Annotated in this window: 15 protein-coding genes; 11 read left to right on the forward strand and 4 right to left on the reverse strand. The window is 71.2% G+C overall.

From position 1 onward, the window contains the following. Positions 1-53 precede the first annotated feature (53 nt). Positions 54-449: a hypothetical protein gene (locus FK530_RS03720; RefSeq protein ID WP_146485574.1), complete on the forward strand. Its 396-nt coding sequence runs from the start codon at positions 54-56 to the stop codon at positions 447-449. Here the strand turns inward: FK530_RS03720 and FK530_RS03725 are convergent. After that, entirely contained in the window at positions 418-777 is a 360-nt protein-coding gene (locus FK530_RS03725) for an SDR family NAD(P)-dependent oxidoreductase (protein ID WP_205124171.1), read from the reverse strand. The two genes, FK530_RS03720 and FK530_RS03725, sit on opposite strands and share 32 nt — an antisense overlap. Next, complete coding sequence (locus FK530_RS03730; protein ID WP_146485575.1) at positions 746-1,756, reverse strand: DUF5937 family protein; 1,011 nt, start codon at positions 1,754-1,756, stop codon at positions 746-748. Before FK530_RS03730 ends, FK530_RS03725 begins: the two co-directional genes overlap by 32 nt. A gap of 55 nt (positions 1,757-1,811) precedes the next feature. Here FK530_RS03730 and FK530_RS03735 point away from each other — a divergent pair, with 55 nt between their 5' ends. After that, positions 1,812-2,048: a hypothetical protein gene (locus FK530_RS03735; RefSeq protein WP_146485576.1), complete on the forward strand. Its 237-nt coding sequence runs from the start codon at positions 1,812-1,814 to the stop codon at positions 2,046-2,048. Between the two features lie 4 nt (positions 2,049-2,052). On the opposite strand, the gene FK530_RS03740 is transcribed toward FK530_RS03735, so the two are convergent. Next, positions 2,053-2,547: a gamma-glutamylcyclotransferase family protein gene (locus tag FK530_RS03740; protein ID WP_146485577.1), complete on the reverse strand. Its 495-nt coding sequence runs from the start codon at positions 2,545-2,547 to the stop codon at positions 2,053-2,055. Positions 2,548-2,635: 88 nt separating this feature from the next. On the opposite strand from FK530_RS03740, the gene FK530_RS03745 reads away from it, so the two are divergent. The 9 genes from FK530_RS03745 to FK530_RS03785 all read left to right on the forward strand — a co-directional run bounded on the left by FK530_RS03745 (position 2,636) and on the right by FK530_RS03785 (position 11,709). After that, a complete protein-coding gene (locus FK530_RS03745) occupies positions 2,636-4,039 on the forward strand; it encodes an NAD(P)H-quinone dehydrogenase (protein ID WP_146485578.1) in 1,404 nt (467 codons plus the stop codon). 7 nt (positions 4,040-4,046) lie between these two features. Further along, positions 4,047-4,925, forward strand: coding sequence for a sigma-70 family RNA polymerase sigma factor (locus FK530_RS03750; RefSeq protein WP_146485579.1), 879 nt, complete (start codon positions 4,047-4,049; stop codon positions 4,923-4,925). Positions 4,926-5,001: 76 nt separating this feature from the next. Beyond that, positions 5,002-5,733, forward strand: a complete 732-nt coding sequence (locus FK530_RS03755; protein WP_146485580.1) for an SDR family oxidoreductase — start codon at positions 5,002-5,004, stop codon at positions 5,731-5,733. A gap of 123 nt (positions 5,734-5,856) precedes the next feature. Then, positions 5,857-7,557: a sodium:solute symporter family protein gene (locus tag FK530_RS03760; RefSeq protein ID WP_146485581.1), complete on the forward strand. Its 1,701-nt coding sequence runs from the start codon at positions 5,857-5,859 to the stop codon at positions 7,555-7,557. Positions 7,558-7,571: 14 nt separating this feature from the next. Further along, the gene (locus FK530_RS03765; protein WP_146485582.1) at positions 7,572-7,871 is read left to right on the forward strand and encodes a hypothetical protein; all 300 of its coding nucleotides are present in this window, start codon (positions 7,572-7,574) and stop codon (positions 7,869-7,871) included. Further along, the gene (locus tag FK530_RS03770) at positions 7,858-8,658 is read left to right on the forward strand and encodes a DeoR/GlpR family DNA-binding transcription regulator (RefSeq protein ID WP_146485583.1); all 801 of its coding nucleotides are present in this window, start codon (positions 7,858-7,860) and stop codon (positions 8,656-8,658) included. The genes FK530_RS03765 and FK530_RS03770 overlap by 14 nt, the downstream gene beginning before the upstream one ends. Further along, positions 8,655-9,755, forward strand: coding sequence for a galactose-1-phosphate uridylyltransferase (galT, locus tag FK530_RS03775; protein ID WP_146485584.1), 1,101 nt, complete (start codon positions 8,655-8,657; stop codon positions 9,753-9,755). Before FK530_RS03770 ends, galT begins: the two co-directional genes overlap by 4 nt. Next, positions 9,752-10,840 (forward strand): galactokinase, encoded by a 1,089-nt coding sequence (gene galK / locus FK530_RS03780; RefSeq protein WP_146485585.1) that lies wholly within the window; start codon positions 9,752-9,754, stop codon positions 10,838-10,840. Before galT ends, galK begins: the two co-directional genes overlap by 4 nt. A gap of 92 nt (positions 10,841-10,932) precedes the next feature. After that, a complete protein-coding gene (locus FK530_RS03785) occupies positions 10,933-11,709 on the forward strand; it encodes an aspartate/glutamate racemase family protein (RefSeq protein ID WP_205124166.1) in 777 nt (258 codons plus the stop codon). A gap of 24 nt (positions 11,710-11,733) precedes the next feature. On the opposite strand, the gene FK530_RS03790 is transcribed toward FK530_RS03785, so the two are convergent. Beyond that, the coding region (locus FK530_RS03790; RefSeq protein ID WP_193560351.1) for a 6-phosphofructokinase at positions 11,734-12,359 on the reverse strand (626 nt) is incomplete at its 5' end.

Genomic DNA, 12,359 nt, shown 5'->3' on the forward strand with positions numbered 1-12,359 from the left:
GTGCCCAAGCGAGCTACAAGAGCGAGTTCAGCGTCGGAGCCGATGGTGGTGCCATGACCGCCATTCGTCTGATCCGGCACGGCTCGCCCCTCACTCGAAGTTGGGTCCCTCCGACGGTCATCGTGGACGGGCGGATGTATCCGGTCAACGATGACGATGCTCTGATCCCGGTCCTGCCCGGGATGCGGACGATCTCCGTGTCGGAGAACATGCCGGCGCCGTCGAAGTGGACGTCGATGGCTGTTTCCGTGGCGCCGGGTCAGGTCGTCACGGTGTACTTCTCGCCTCCGGCGGTGCCCTACGCGAGCGGCACGCTGGGCTTCACTGCGCAGACCCATTCGAGCTGGACGTGGATGTACGTGACCCTCGGAGTGCTCGGCCTGGTTCTGATCGTGCCCGTCATCGTGATCCTCGCCATCATGTACATGTCGCTCGTCGCGACGGGGTGATCGGTCCGCCTGCGAGCACGGTGTCAGATGCGCGCGCCCAGGCCTCCGGAGATGTCGATGGACGTGCCGTTCGTGTACGAGGACCGGTCGGACAACAGGCCTCGGGTCGGCGGGCGTCGCCCGCCAGGAGGAGCAGCTGATCGTGCTGGGTCGCCGTGTCCGCGAAGGCGGCGGTGAGGCGATCGAGGTCCCGTGCGAAACAGCAGACGCGCGCGCCCTCGCGCAGGAGCCGCTGTGCCGCGGCGAGACCGATCCCGCTGTTCGCGCCGGAGACGACGAAGGACCGATCGCGCAGATCAAGGTCGATGCGGTCCGTCCCCCTTCCGATCGACCAGGGCGTCGCCGAGCGCGGTGCGCCGGTACAGGACCCGGCGCCCGTACCGCGAGTTCTCGACGATGCCGCTCTCGCTCAGCACCTTCAAGCTCTGCGATACGGCCGACGGTGAGATGCAGAGCGCGGCAGCCAGGTCCACGACCGCGGCCGGCTCCGCCAGCGCGGCGAGGAGGTCCGCCTTGGCAGCTCCGACGAGTTTGCGCAACGCATCGTCGGCGACCGGGGGAGTCGACTCCGCGAGGGTCGCCGAGCCGCGCGCCGGATAGCCGATGTGCGGCGAGGTCCGGGTGGGGTCGTGGGCGACGGTGATCTGACCGACGAACACGCTGGGCATCATGGTCAGCCCACGTCCGTCCGAGGAGAACCGGCCGGAGATGCTCGAGCACGCCAGGTCGACGCTGAGCTCGCCCTTCCGCGTCCACTCGACGCGCGGGCTCAGTGACTCGAAGAGCCGTGCGGGGCCGCCCTGCGCCAGCTCGCGGCCGCGATGCGTCACATCGGATTCCAGGATTCGCTGCACCGCCGGCCAGATCGGTGCGATCACGGCATCGTGGTAGGCGGCGAGCGCCTCGGCGATGACCGGGGCGGGATCGTCGAGTGACAGGAGCGCCGCGAGCGCCGGCGATGGCGGCCCGTCCACGGTGAGCTCGGTCAGCCCGTCGCGCGCCGTCGCCGGATCGGTGGCGGCGACCGCCGCGAGGTGGGACTCGAACGACGAGCGTCCCGCGCTCGGAGCGGTGATCGGGGTGAGGAAGTCCGGGATCTGCCTGCCGGACGGGGAGACGAGAGCGTCCACGAGATCCCGGTCGTACCGATCGCGCCGGGCGTCGGCGTCCCGCCTCCAGGCGGTGAGGTGAGAGGCCGTGCCGTGCACGTGGTTGAGGTGGAAGAGGCTGAGCGCCGTCTCGTTGAGCGGCGACACCACGAACCGGGCGTCGGCCAGATCGCCGACGTCCAACAGGTAGGTCAACATGTAGGCGCCACCTAATTCATTGGAACCCGCGACGAGGTTCGTGTGTGCTCGGGATATGAGCGAATACCGAGAGCACTGGAACCTGACGGCGGATCCTCCGACGGCAGCAGTCTACGCCCGCATGGCGGACGTGCACGACCGTTCGGCGCTGGGCCGGGCGCACCGGACCCGGGTGGGGCGCACCGTCGCACCCGGACGGCGAGGCCTGCGTCCCGGGCTGGCCCGGGCTTTGCGCCGGCTGGCGACGGCGATCGAGCCCGCACCGACGACCTGCGGGCCCGACGCGGCGTGAGTCGCTACTCCGCGCCGTCCGCGGAGGCGCCCGGGCCGGGGCCGACGTTGCGGGACTCGCGGGTGCGGATGTCGAGGACGTACTCCTCGGGGGCGCCGGCGATGTACGCCGCGTCGGCCATGACACCCAGGTAGCGGGCGGAGGGCAGGCCGCCCTCGAAGGCGTCGACCACGTACAGCCAGGCCAGTGTGGAACCGCCGCCGATGAGGTCGACGCGGACCTTGAGCTTGACGTGGATGCCGAGCTCGGAGCCCTCCCACCGGTCCAGGGAGAGCTCGTCGTCCGGCGTCACGTCGTAGAGCACCACGAAGACCTTGGCGTCCGGGTCCGACGGGTCCTCGGTGACGGTAGCGAGGGCACCCTCCCAGCCGATGTCCTCGCCGGAGAAGGTCAGGCGCCACCCGTGCAGCCACCCCGTACCTGCCATCGGCGAGTGCGGGGCGCGCTCGGCCATCTGGTCGGGGTGCATGTTGGAGCCGTAGGCGGCGTAGATCGGCACATGTGGACTTTACCGCGCCCGTCCGCCCGGACGGCTCTGCCCGACGGTGCCCGCACGCGCCGCCGCCCCGGGCGATAGCGTGGCAGCCATGACGAACATCGTGATCATCGGCGGCGGTCCGGCGGGGTACGAAGCAGCACTGGTGGCGGTGGCGCACGGCGGCGACGTCACGGTGATCGAGTCCGACGGCATCGGCGGCGCCTGCGTCCTGTACGACTGCGTCCCGTCGAAGACCTTCATCGCCTCGACCGGTATCCGCACCGAGACCCGGCGCGCCGTCGACCTGGGCATCGAGCTGCACTTCGAGCGCGTGGAGATCGACGTCGAGCGCATCAACACCCGCGTCAAGGACCTCGCGACGGCCCAGTCCGCCGACATCCGGGCCCGCCTCGTCGGCGAGGGCGTGCGGATCATCCGCGGCAGCGCATCGCTCGCGCCGAGCAACCCGGGCATGGCGCAGCACGTCGTGAACGTCGTCACCCCGACCGGCGGCGAGCAGACCCTCGAGGCCGATGTGGTGCTCGTCGCCACCGGCGCGTCGCCGCGCGTGCTGGAGTCCGCGAAGCCCGACGGCGAGCGGATCGTCACCTGGCGCCAGCTGTACGACCTCGAGGAGCTGCCCTCCCACCTGGTCGTGGTCGGCTCCGGCGTTACCGGCGCCGAGTTCGTGCACGCCTACACCGAGCTCGGGATCAAGGTCACACTGGTCAGCTCGCGCGATCGCGTGCTGCCGCACGAGGACGAGGACGCGGCGCTCGTGCTCGAGGACGCGCTGGTCGACCGCGGTGTCTCCCTCGTCAAGCGCGCCTACGCCGACAAGGTCGAGCGCACCGACGACGGCATCGTCGTCCGGCTCACCGACGGCCGCACCGTGGAGGGCTCGCACTGCCTGATGACCGTCGGCTCCATCCCGAACACCGCGGGCATCGGGCTCGAGGACGTGGGGATCGAGCTGGACAAGGGCGGTTACATCCCGGTCGACCGCGTCTCCCGCACCAAGGTGCCCGGCATCTACGCCGCCGGCGACTGCACGGGCCTGCTGCCGCTCGCCTCCGTCGCGGCGATGCAGGGCCGCGTCGCGATGTACCACGCCCTGGGCGAGGGCGTCTCGCCCGTGAAGCTCAAGACCGTCTCCTCGGCCATCTTCACCCGCCCGGAGATCGCCACCGTCGGCGTCTCGCAGGCCGCGATCGACGACGGGACCTATCAGGCACGCACCGTGATGCTGCCGTTGGCGACCAACCCGCGCGCCAAGATGTCCGGCCTGCGGCGCGGCTTCGTCAAGGTCTTCTGTCGCCCCAACACAGGCCTCGTGATCGGCGGGGTCGTGGTGGCGCCCAACGCCTCCGAGCTGATCCTGCCCCTCACCGTCGCGGTGCAGAACGGGCTCACCGTGGACGACGTGGCGCAGACCTTCTCCGTCTATCCGTCGCTCGCGGGCTCGGTGACCGAGGCCGCGCGGCAGCTGATGCGCCAGGACGATCTGGCGTAGCCGGCCGGTGACCGAGCACGGCGGCGCCGCCCGACGCGACCCCGACGCCGTCTTCGAGGCGCTGCGCCCCCGCCTGTTCGGCGTGGCCTACCGCGTCCTCGCCTGCGCGCCCGACGCCGAGGACGTGGTCCAGGACGCGTGGCTGCGCTGGCGCGCGGCCGACCCCGCGGCGGTGCGCGACCCCGATGCCTTCCTCGTGGTGACGGTGACGCGGCTCGCCCTGAACCTGGCGCAGTCCGCGCGGGCGCGCCGCGAGCAGTACGTGGGCGAGTGGTTCCCCACGCCCGTGGACACCGCCGCCGATCCGGCGCTGGGCGCCGAGCGCGCGGCCGCGCTCGAGCTGGCCGTCGTGCACGTGTTGCAGCGTCTCTCCCCCGAGGCGCGCGCCGCGTACGTGCTGCGCGAGGCCTTCGACCACCCGTACGCCCGGATCGCGGAGATCCTGCAGATGCGGGAGCCGGCCGTGCGCAAGCTCGTCAGCCGGGCCCGCACCCAGGTGGCGGGGGAGCGTCGGACGACGGCGACCCGCGCCCGGGTCCGCACGCTGCTCGACGCCTTCCTCGCCGCAGCGCACGCCGGCGACGTCGCCGGGCTGGAGGCGGTGCTGGTCGCCGACGTGGTGAGCGAGACCGACGGCGGCGGCGCGCGGCGGGCCGGTCGTCGCCCCGTCGTCGGCGGCAACGCCGTCGCCCGGTTCGTCGCCGGGTTCTCCGTCCGCTTCATGGCGGACGCCACCGTGCGGATCGTCGAGGTCAACGGGCTTCCCGGGGCGGTGTTCACGCACGACGGCGCACCCGTGGCGCTGCTGTGCCCGACCGCCGCGGACGGCGGCTTCACCCGATTGATGTGGGTGATGAACCCCGAGAAGCTGGCGGACTTCGCCTGACGGTCACAACCGGGGGCGCCGTTCGGTCCTTGGTGTGGAGGCCCGAACGGTTCGGGCCCGACCGAGAGGACATGAGATGGCGAAGTTCGTGGTGATCGGCGGCACCGGGCTGATCGGATCGAAGGTGGTCGCGGGACTGACGGCGGCCGGACACGAGGCCGTCGCGGGCGCTCCCAGCACGGGCGTGAACGCGGTGACCGGCGAGGGGCTGGCGGACGCGCTCGCGGGCGCGGACGCGGTCGTGGACGTCGCGAACTCGCCGTCCTTCGAGGACGCCGCGGTCCTGGCCTTCTTCACCTCCGCCACGACCAACCTGCTCAGCGCCGCCCGGTCCGCCGGCGTCGGGCGCTACATCGCGCTGTCGGTGGTGGGCACGGACCGACTGGCCGAGAGCGGCTACTTCCGCGGGAAGATCGCGCAGGAGGAGCTGATCGAGGCCGGCGAAGTGCCCTACACGATCGTCCGCGCCACGCAGTTCTTCGAGTTCGTGCCGGGCATCGCCGCCGCCTCGGAGGTCGACGGGGAAGTGCGGCTGCCGGGCGCGAACATCCAGCCCATCTCGTCCGACGACGTTGCCGCGGCGGTCGTGCGCGCGGCACTCGCCGACCCGGTCGGCGGATACACCGAGATCGCGGGACCGGACGTCTTCGCGCTCGACGAGTTGGTGCGCCGGGCCCTCGCGGACGCGGGCGACCCGCGCCCCGTCGTGCGGGATCCGGAGGCCACCTACTTCGGTGCGCACCTGCAGGACGCGACTCTGCTTCCCGGCCAGGATGCGGAGATCGCCGCGAGGAGGTTCTTCGCCTGAGCCGTGGCCGGGGAGCGGGTCAGCCGGACGATTCCGCACGATAGATCACAGAATCATTCAAGTTTCGTGTTCGACTCTGTTAAGTTTCGTGAGAATTCGTTTCCCTGAGCCCCTGGAGGCGCGATGCTCCTCGCTGACAACGCACTCCGACTCAACGTCGGACTGCTCGACTACACGCTGGTCGCGATCTATTTCGTGTTCGTCCTGGGGATCGGGTACCTCGCCCGCACACAGGTCTCGTCCAGCCTCGACTTCTTCCTGTCGGGCAGGCGGCTCCCGGCCTGGGTGACCGGTGTCGCCTTCGTGTCCGCGAACCTCGGCGCCGTCGAGATCATGGGCATGTCGGCCACCGGCGCCCAGATCGGCATGTCGACGTTCCACTACTACTGGATCGGCGCCGTGCCGGCGATGGTCTTCCTCGGCATCGTGATGATGCCGTTCTACTACGGCTCGAAGGTGCGCAGCGTCCCCGAGTTCATGCGCAAGCGGTTCGGCACCGGTGCGCACCTCGTGAACTCGCTGAGCTTCGCGGTGGCCCAGGTGCTCATCGCCGGCGTCAACCTGTTCCTGTTGGGCACCGTGATCAACGTGGTCCTCGGCTGGCCGCACTGGGTCTCGCTGCTCGTCGCGGCCGCGGTGGTGCTCACCTACACGGTGCTCGGCGGCCTCTCCGCCGCGATCTACAACGAGGTCCTGCAGTTCTTCGTCATCCTCGCCGCGCTGGTGCCGCTCACCGTGATCGGCCTGATCAAGGTCGGCGGCTGGAGCGGCCTCAAGGAGCGGGTCATCGAGACCCGCTCCGACAAGGGCGTCACCGCCACCGTGGCGGACCAGCTGCACACCTGGCCGGGCCAGGCGCTCAGCGGGTTCGAGTCCCCGGTCTGGTCGGTCGTCGGCATCGTCTTCGGACTCGGCTTCGTACTCTCCTTCGGCTACTGGACCACCAACTTCGTCGAGGTGCAGCGCGCCATGGCGTCGGATTCGATGTCGGCGGCGCGGCGTGCGCCCATCATCGGCGCGATCCCGAAGATGTTCATCCCGTTCGTGGTGGTCGTGCCCGGCATGATCTGCGCCGCGGCGATCGGCGACATGATCAACCTCAAGAACAACGGCGCACCGGACGGTGTCACCTACAACGATGCGCTCCTGCTCATGATGCGCGACATCCTGCCCAACGGCCTGCTCGGCGTGGCCGTCGCCGGCCTCATCGCCTCCTTCATGGCGGGCATGGCGGCGAACGTCTCCGCGTTCAACACCGTCTTCAGCTACGACCTCTGGCAGCAGTACGTGGTCAAGGACCGCGAGGACGCGTACTACATCCGGGTCGGGCAGGTCGCGACCGTCGCCGCGGTGCTCCTCGCGATCGGTACGGCGACGATCGCCGCGGGCTACTCCAATCTCATGGACTATCTGCAGACGCTGTTCGGCTTCTTCAACGCGCCGCTCTTCGCGACCTTCCTGCTGGGCATGTTCTGGAAACGGATGACACCGACGGCGGGCTGGGTCGGCCTGGTCTCCGGCACCCTGGCCGCGATCGGCGTCTTCGTGATGCAGAAGACCGGCGTCATCGACCTGCCCGGCCAGGGCATGGCCTTCGTCGCCGCGTCCGCGGCGTTCGTGGTCGATATCGTGGTCTCCGTGCTGGTCTCCGCCGTCACCAAACCGAAGCCCGAGTCCGAGCTGGCGGGCTACGTCTACTCGCTCACCGACAAGGCCACCCTGCGGGGCGAGGACGACAGCGCCTCGCCCTGGTACTCCCGCCCCGTGCCCCTCGGTGCGGCGGTGCTCACCACGACCGTCGTACTCGGCGTGATCTTCCACTGACGAGGAGCTGAACCATGAACAACGACAACGCGACCGCGCCCGCGCCGGTGACGAAGTCCACGACGCTGGCGCTCCTGTCCGACATTCGCACCGTCATCGCCGCGCTGCTCGGGATCTACGGCGTCCTCCTGCTGGTCGCAGGCCTCGTGCCGTCGTTCGCGGAACTGGGCGCTCGCGAATTCGAGCACACCCCCGACCGCGTCGACATGGCGGCGGGCAGCGCCGGCAACCTCTGGGTGGGCGGCGCCCTCGTGCTCGTCGCCGTCGCTTTCGAGACGTGGGCCGTGATGGGCGTCAAGCGTGCTGGCAGCTGACCGGCGCCGCATCATCCTCGAGGCGGCGACCGCCCACGGCTCCGTCCGGGTGATCGATCTCGCGGCCGAGCTCGGTGTCTCCGAGATGACCATCCGTCGCGATCTCGACCGGCTCGCCGACGCCGGCGAGCTCGCCAAGGTGCACGGCGGGGCCGTCCTCCCGGGCGCCGGAACCGGGCGGGGCGTCGAGCCGCGGTCCGCGCAGAAGGCCGTGCGCGACACCGCGGAGAAACGCGCCATCGCCGCCGCGGCCGCGGGGCTCGTCGACGACGGGATGACGGTGGCGGTTGGCGCCGGCACCACCACCCTGGAGCTCGCCCGCCTGCTGCGGGGCCGCCGCGTCGCCGTGGTGACGAACTCGATCTCGATCTTCCACGTGCTGACCGATCCCGATGACACCGGCGCCGATCCGACCGGCGCCGCGGACGTGCAGTTGACCGGTGGGCAGCGCACCCCGTCGGACGCCCTGGTGGGACCCGTGGCGAACGCGATGCTCGAGCGGGTGCGCTGCGATCTGGCCTTCCTGGGCTGCCACGGCATCGACCCGTCCGCGGGCTTCACCTCGCCCAACATCGGTGAGGCCGAGACGAACCGGCGGCTCATCGGCAGCACCCGGTCCACGGTCCTGCTCGCCGATCACACGAAGTACGGCGAGATCGGCGCGCACCTGTTCGCCCGGTTCGTCGACGTGGACGCGCTGATCGCGGACGACGGCCTGGGCCGCACCGCCCGGGAGGCCCTGTCCGCGGCCGTCCCGCTCACCATTGCGGCGGGAGGCGTCTCATGACCCGCGAGATCGCGGCTCCCACCGCGTCCCGTCTCGCCGACGGTCGCGAGATCCTGTTCTTCTCCTCCGACGGTCCACCCGCCCTCGGTGTGGACCACCGGGACCTGCCCCCGCGGCCGACGGTGCCCGTGACCACCGTGCGTCGCGACCCCACGACGGGTGACAACGTGATCATCGCCCCGGCCCGGCAGGAGCGGACCTACAAGCCGCCGCGGACGATGTGCCCGCTGTGCCCGGATCCGTCGGGGCTCTCGAGCGAGATCGCCGCCGAGGACTACGAGGTCGTGGTCTTCGAGAACCGGTTCCCCTCCCTCGCGACGCCCGCGGGGTACGTCCCCGCGCCCGCCGACGACGCGGACGGGCTGCGCAGGGAGAGTCCCGGCCTCGGCCGGTGCGAGGTCGTCTGCTTCGCGAGCGACCACGACGGATCCTTCGCCCGTCTGTCGCAGCGGCACGCCCGGCTGGTGGTCGACGCGTGGAGCCACCGCACCGCGGAGTTGCTGGCGCGCGACGATATCGAGGAGGTGTACTGCTTCGAGAACCGCGGCGAGGAGATCGGGGTGACCCTTCCACACCCGCACGGCCAGATCTACGGTTACCCCTACCGCACCCGCCGCACCGCCGCGCTCCTGCGGACCGCCGCGCAGTACCGCGCGGACCACGGCGGCGACCTGTTCGACGCCGTGCTCGCCGACGAGATCGCCGACGGCAGGCGGATCCTCGTGCGCACCGAGCACGTGACCGCCTTCGTGCCGTACGCGGCCAAGTGGCCGGTCGAGGCGCACGTCTACCCGAATCGACATGTGCACAACCTGTCCGAGCTCACCGACGCCGAGGCCGACGACCTGGCTGCGGTCTACCTGGTGCTGCTGCGGGCCTTCGACGCGCTCTACGACGCCCCGCTGCCTTACATCGCATCGTGGCACCAGTACCGCACCGGCGCCGCCGAGGGGTACCTGCACGCGGAGCTCTTCTCCATCCGCCGCAGCGCCGACAAGCTGAAGTACCTCGCGGGGTCGGAGTCCGGACGCGACGCCTTCGTCACCGACAAGACGCCCGAGGCCATCGCCGGCGAGTTGCGGAAGGTGATCGGATGACCGTGCGCGCCTACGCCCCGGGACGGGTGAACCTCATCGGGGAGCACACCGACTACAACGACGGCTTCGCGCTGCCCATCGCCCTGCAGGTGGGTACCACCGCCGAGTTCGACACCGTCGCCGGAGGTTCCGTGATCGAGGTGTCCTCGTCCCAGGAGGACGGGACAGCAACGATCCCCCTCGACACCGCCCCGGGAGAGGTGCGCGGCTGGGCCGCGTACGTCGCGGGGTGCGTGTGGGCACTGCGCGAGCAGGGCTTCGCCGTGCCCGCCGGGGCGCTCCGCCTGACCTCGGATGTGCCGGTGGGAGCGGGTCTCTCCTCGTCCGCGGCGCTGGAGTGCGCGGTGCTCCTGGCCCTGGCGCCCCGCGGAGTAGATCGCACCCTGCTCGCGCGGCTGGCGCAGCGCGCCGAGAACGACTACGTCGGTGCACCGACGGGGCTCCTCGACCAGATGAGCAGTCTGTACGGCGCGGAGGACACGGCGCTGCTACTCGACTTCCGCACGCTGGCGGTCGATCCCGTTCCGCTGCGCCTCGGAGAGGACGTGCTGATCGCCATCGACTCGCGCACCCCGCACCAGCACGCGGCGGGGGAGTACCGGCGCCGGCGCGAGGTGTGTGAGGCCGCAGCCGCACAGCTCGGCGTGGCGGCCCTGCGCGATGCACCGGACGACGCCTGGGAAGCACTGGCGGACGGGGAGACCCGGCGCCGCGCCCGGCACGTGCTCACCGAGAACCGCCGCGTGCTCGACGCCGCCGCCGCGCTGCGCCGCGCCGATCACCGGGAGTTCGGCGCGCTCATGAACGCCTCGCAGGCGTCGATGCGCGACGACTTCGCGATCACCGTTCCCGCCATCGATCTCATCGCCGACACGGCGGTCGCGCTCGGCGCGTACGGCGCCCGGATGACGGGCGGCGGCTTCGGCGGCACCGTCATCGCGCTCGCGCCCGCGGCCGCGGCCCGGCGTATCGCGGAGGCGCTGCCGGAGCGGGTCGCCGGTGCCGGTCACCCCGCGCCCTCCGTCGCCACGGTCCGCCCGGGCCGTGGCGCGCACGTGCTGTCGGATGTGCGATCACAGCGGTGATCGCCGTATCGACACGAGTCTCACAACATGGAGTGTAAATTCCGCTGAACGGAAGTCCTAGTCGGCGGGGGCCCGGCGGAAAGAGGTGCGGCATGGTGGTGCGCGGCGGTGTACTCACGGCGACGATGCTGGCGGCGGGCCTGGCGGTCGTGGGGTGCGGGACCGGGGGCGAGGAGGCGGCGGCGAGCTCGTCCAGCGCCGCAGCGCCGCTGAAGACCATCGTGGTGATCAACCCGAACTCCAGCGCGAGCGCGACGGATTCGATGGTGGAGCTCGCGACCGCCCGCGCCCGCGGCGCCGCGAAGATCGTGGGGATCACGAATGACGGCGCCCCTGCGCTGCTGACCACGCCGCAGGACATGGCGACCGCCGCGCGGGGCGTGCGCGACCGCGGCGTCGAGGCCGCGAAGGATCCGGGCGTCGCCGCGATCGTCGTCGCGGCGTTCAGTGACCCCGGTCTGGCGGAACTGGACGCCGCGGTGTCCGTGCCGGTGTTCGGCATCGGCACGGAGGCTTTCCGTGAGGCGGCACAGGGCGGCCGGGCCTTCGGCATCGCGACCGTCACGTCGGACCCCGCGCTGGTGGAGTCCTTCCGCGAGAAGGCCGCGTCCCTCGGCCTCGCGGACCAGTACCGGGGCGTGCGCGTGACCCCCGGCGACGCGACCGAACTCGTGCGGTCCGCGGATGCGCTGGATGCGGCCCTCCGCGACGCCGTACGGCAGTCGGTGGACGCGGACGGGGCCCGCGCGGTGATCATGGGCGGCGGGCCGCTGTCCGCGTCGGCCCTGCGGCTGCAGCCGCAGTTCGACGTGCCGCTCGTGGTCGCCGTCAACGCCGCGGTGGCGAGCGCCCTGAAGACCGTGGGTTGATCCGCCGGGGCACCGGCGCATCGGTCAGCCGAAGAAGGTGGCGGCGTCGTCGTAGCGCTCGCGGGGGACGCGTTTGAGTTGTTTCACGGCGTCGGCGAGGGGGACGAGGGTGATCTGGGTGCCGTGGAGGGCGACCATCTGTCCGACTGCGCCGGCGTGGGCGGCGTCGGCGGCGTTGACGCCGAAGCGGGTGGCGAGGACGCGGTCGGCGGGGGTGGGGGTGCCGCCGCGTTGGACGTGGCCGAGGACGGTGGTGCGGACCTCCTTGTTGATCCGCTTTTCGATCTCGACGCCGAGTTGGTGGGCGACGCCGGTGAAGCGTTCGTGCCCGAACTCGTCGGTGCCGCCCAGGCGCAGTTCCATGGTGCCCTCGGCGGGTTTGGCGCCTTCGGCGACGACGACGATGAAGCTGGCGTGGCCGCGTTGGAAGCGGCGTTTGATCATGGTGCACAGTTCGTCGACGTCGAAGGGGACTTCGGGGATGAGGACGGTGTGGGCGCCGGAGGCCAGGCCGGAGTTCAGGGCGATCCAGCCGGCGTGGCGGCCCATGACTTCGACGATCATGACGCGTTGGTGGGATTCGGCGGTCGAGTGCAGCCGGTCGATGGCGTCGGTGGCGATGGTCAGGGCGGTGTCGAAGCCGAAGGTGA

Origin of the sequence: Tsukamurella conjunctivitidis (assembly GCF_007858475.1) — a bacterium.
In the GTDB taxonomy this organism is placed as follows: Bacteria; Actinomycetota; Actinomycetes; order Mycobacteriales; family Mycobacteriaceae; genus Tsukamurella; species Tsukamurella conjunctivitidis.

Excerpts from the sequence above, each read along its gene's own strand:
- FK530_RS03760 (WP_146485581.1), top strand. The coding sequence starts at position 5,857 with ATGCTCCTCGCTGACAACGCACTCCGACTCAACGTCGGACTGCTCGAC.
- FK530_RS03730 (WP_146485575.1), bottom strand. The coding sequence starts at position 1,756 with ATGTTGACCTACCTGTTGGACGTCGGCGATCTGGCCGACGCCCGGTTC.
- FK530_RS03745 (WP_146485578.1), top strand. The coding sequence starts at position 2,636 with ATGACGAACATCGTGATCATCGGCGGCGGTCCGGCGGGGTACGAAGCA.
- FK530_RS03755 (WP_146485580.1), top strand. The coding sequence starts at position 5,002 with ATGGCGAAGTTCGTGGTGATCGGCGGCACCGGGCTGATCGGATCGAAG.
- FK530_RS03720 (WP_146485574.1), top strand. The coding sequence starts at position 54 with ATGACCGCCATTCGTCTGATCCGGCACGGCTCGCCCCTCACTCGAAGT.
- FK530_RS03765 (WP_146485582.1), top strand. The coding sequence starts at position 7,572 with ATGAACAACGACAACGCGACCGCGCCCGCGCCGGTGACGAAGTCCACG.
- FK530_RS03785 (WP_205124166.1), top strand. The coding sequence starts at position 10,933 with ATGGTGGTGCGCGGCGGTGTACTCACGGCGACGATGCTGGCGGCGGGC.
- FK530_RS03735 (WP_146485576.1), top strand. The coding sequence starts at position 1,812 with ATGAGCGAATACCGAGAGCACTGGAACCTGACGGCGGATCCTCCGACG.
- galK (WP_146485585.1), top strand. The coding sequence starts at position 9,752 with ATGACCGTGCGCGCCTACGCCCCGGGACGGGTGAACCTCATCGGGGAG.
- galT (WP_146485584.1), top strand. The coding sequence starts at position 8,655 with ATGACCCGCGAGATCGCGGCTCCCACCGCGTCCCGTCTCGCCGACGGT.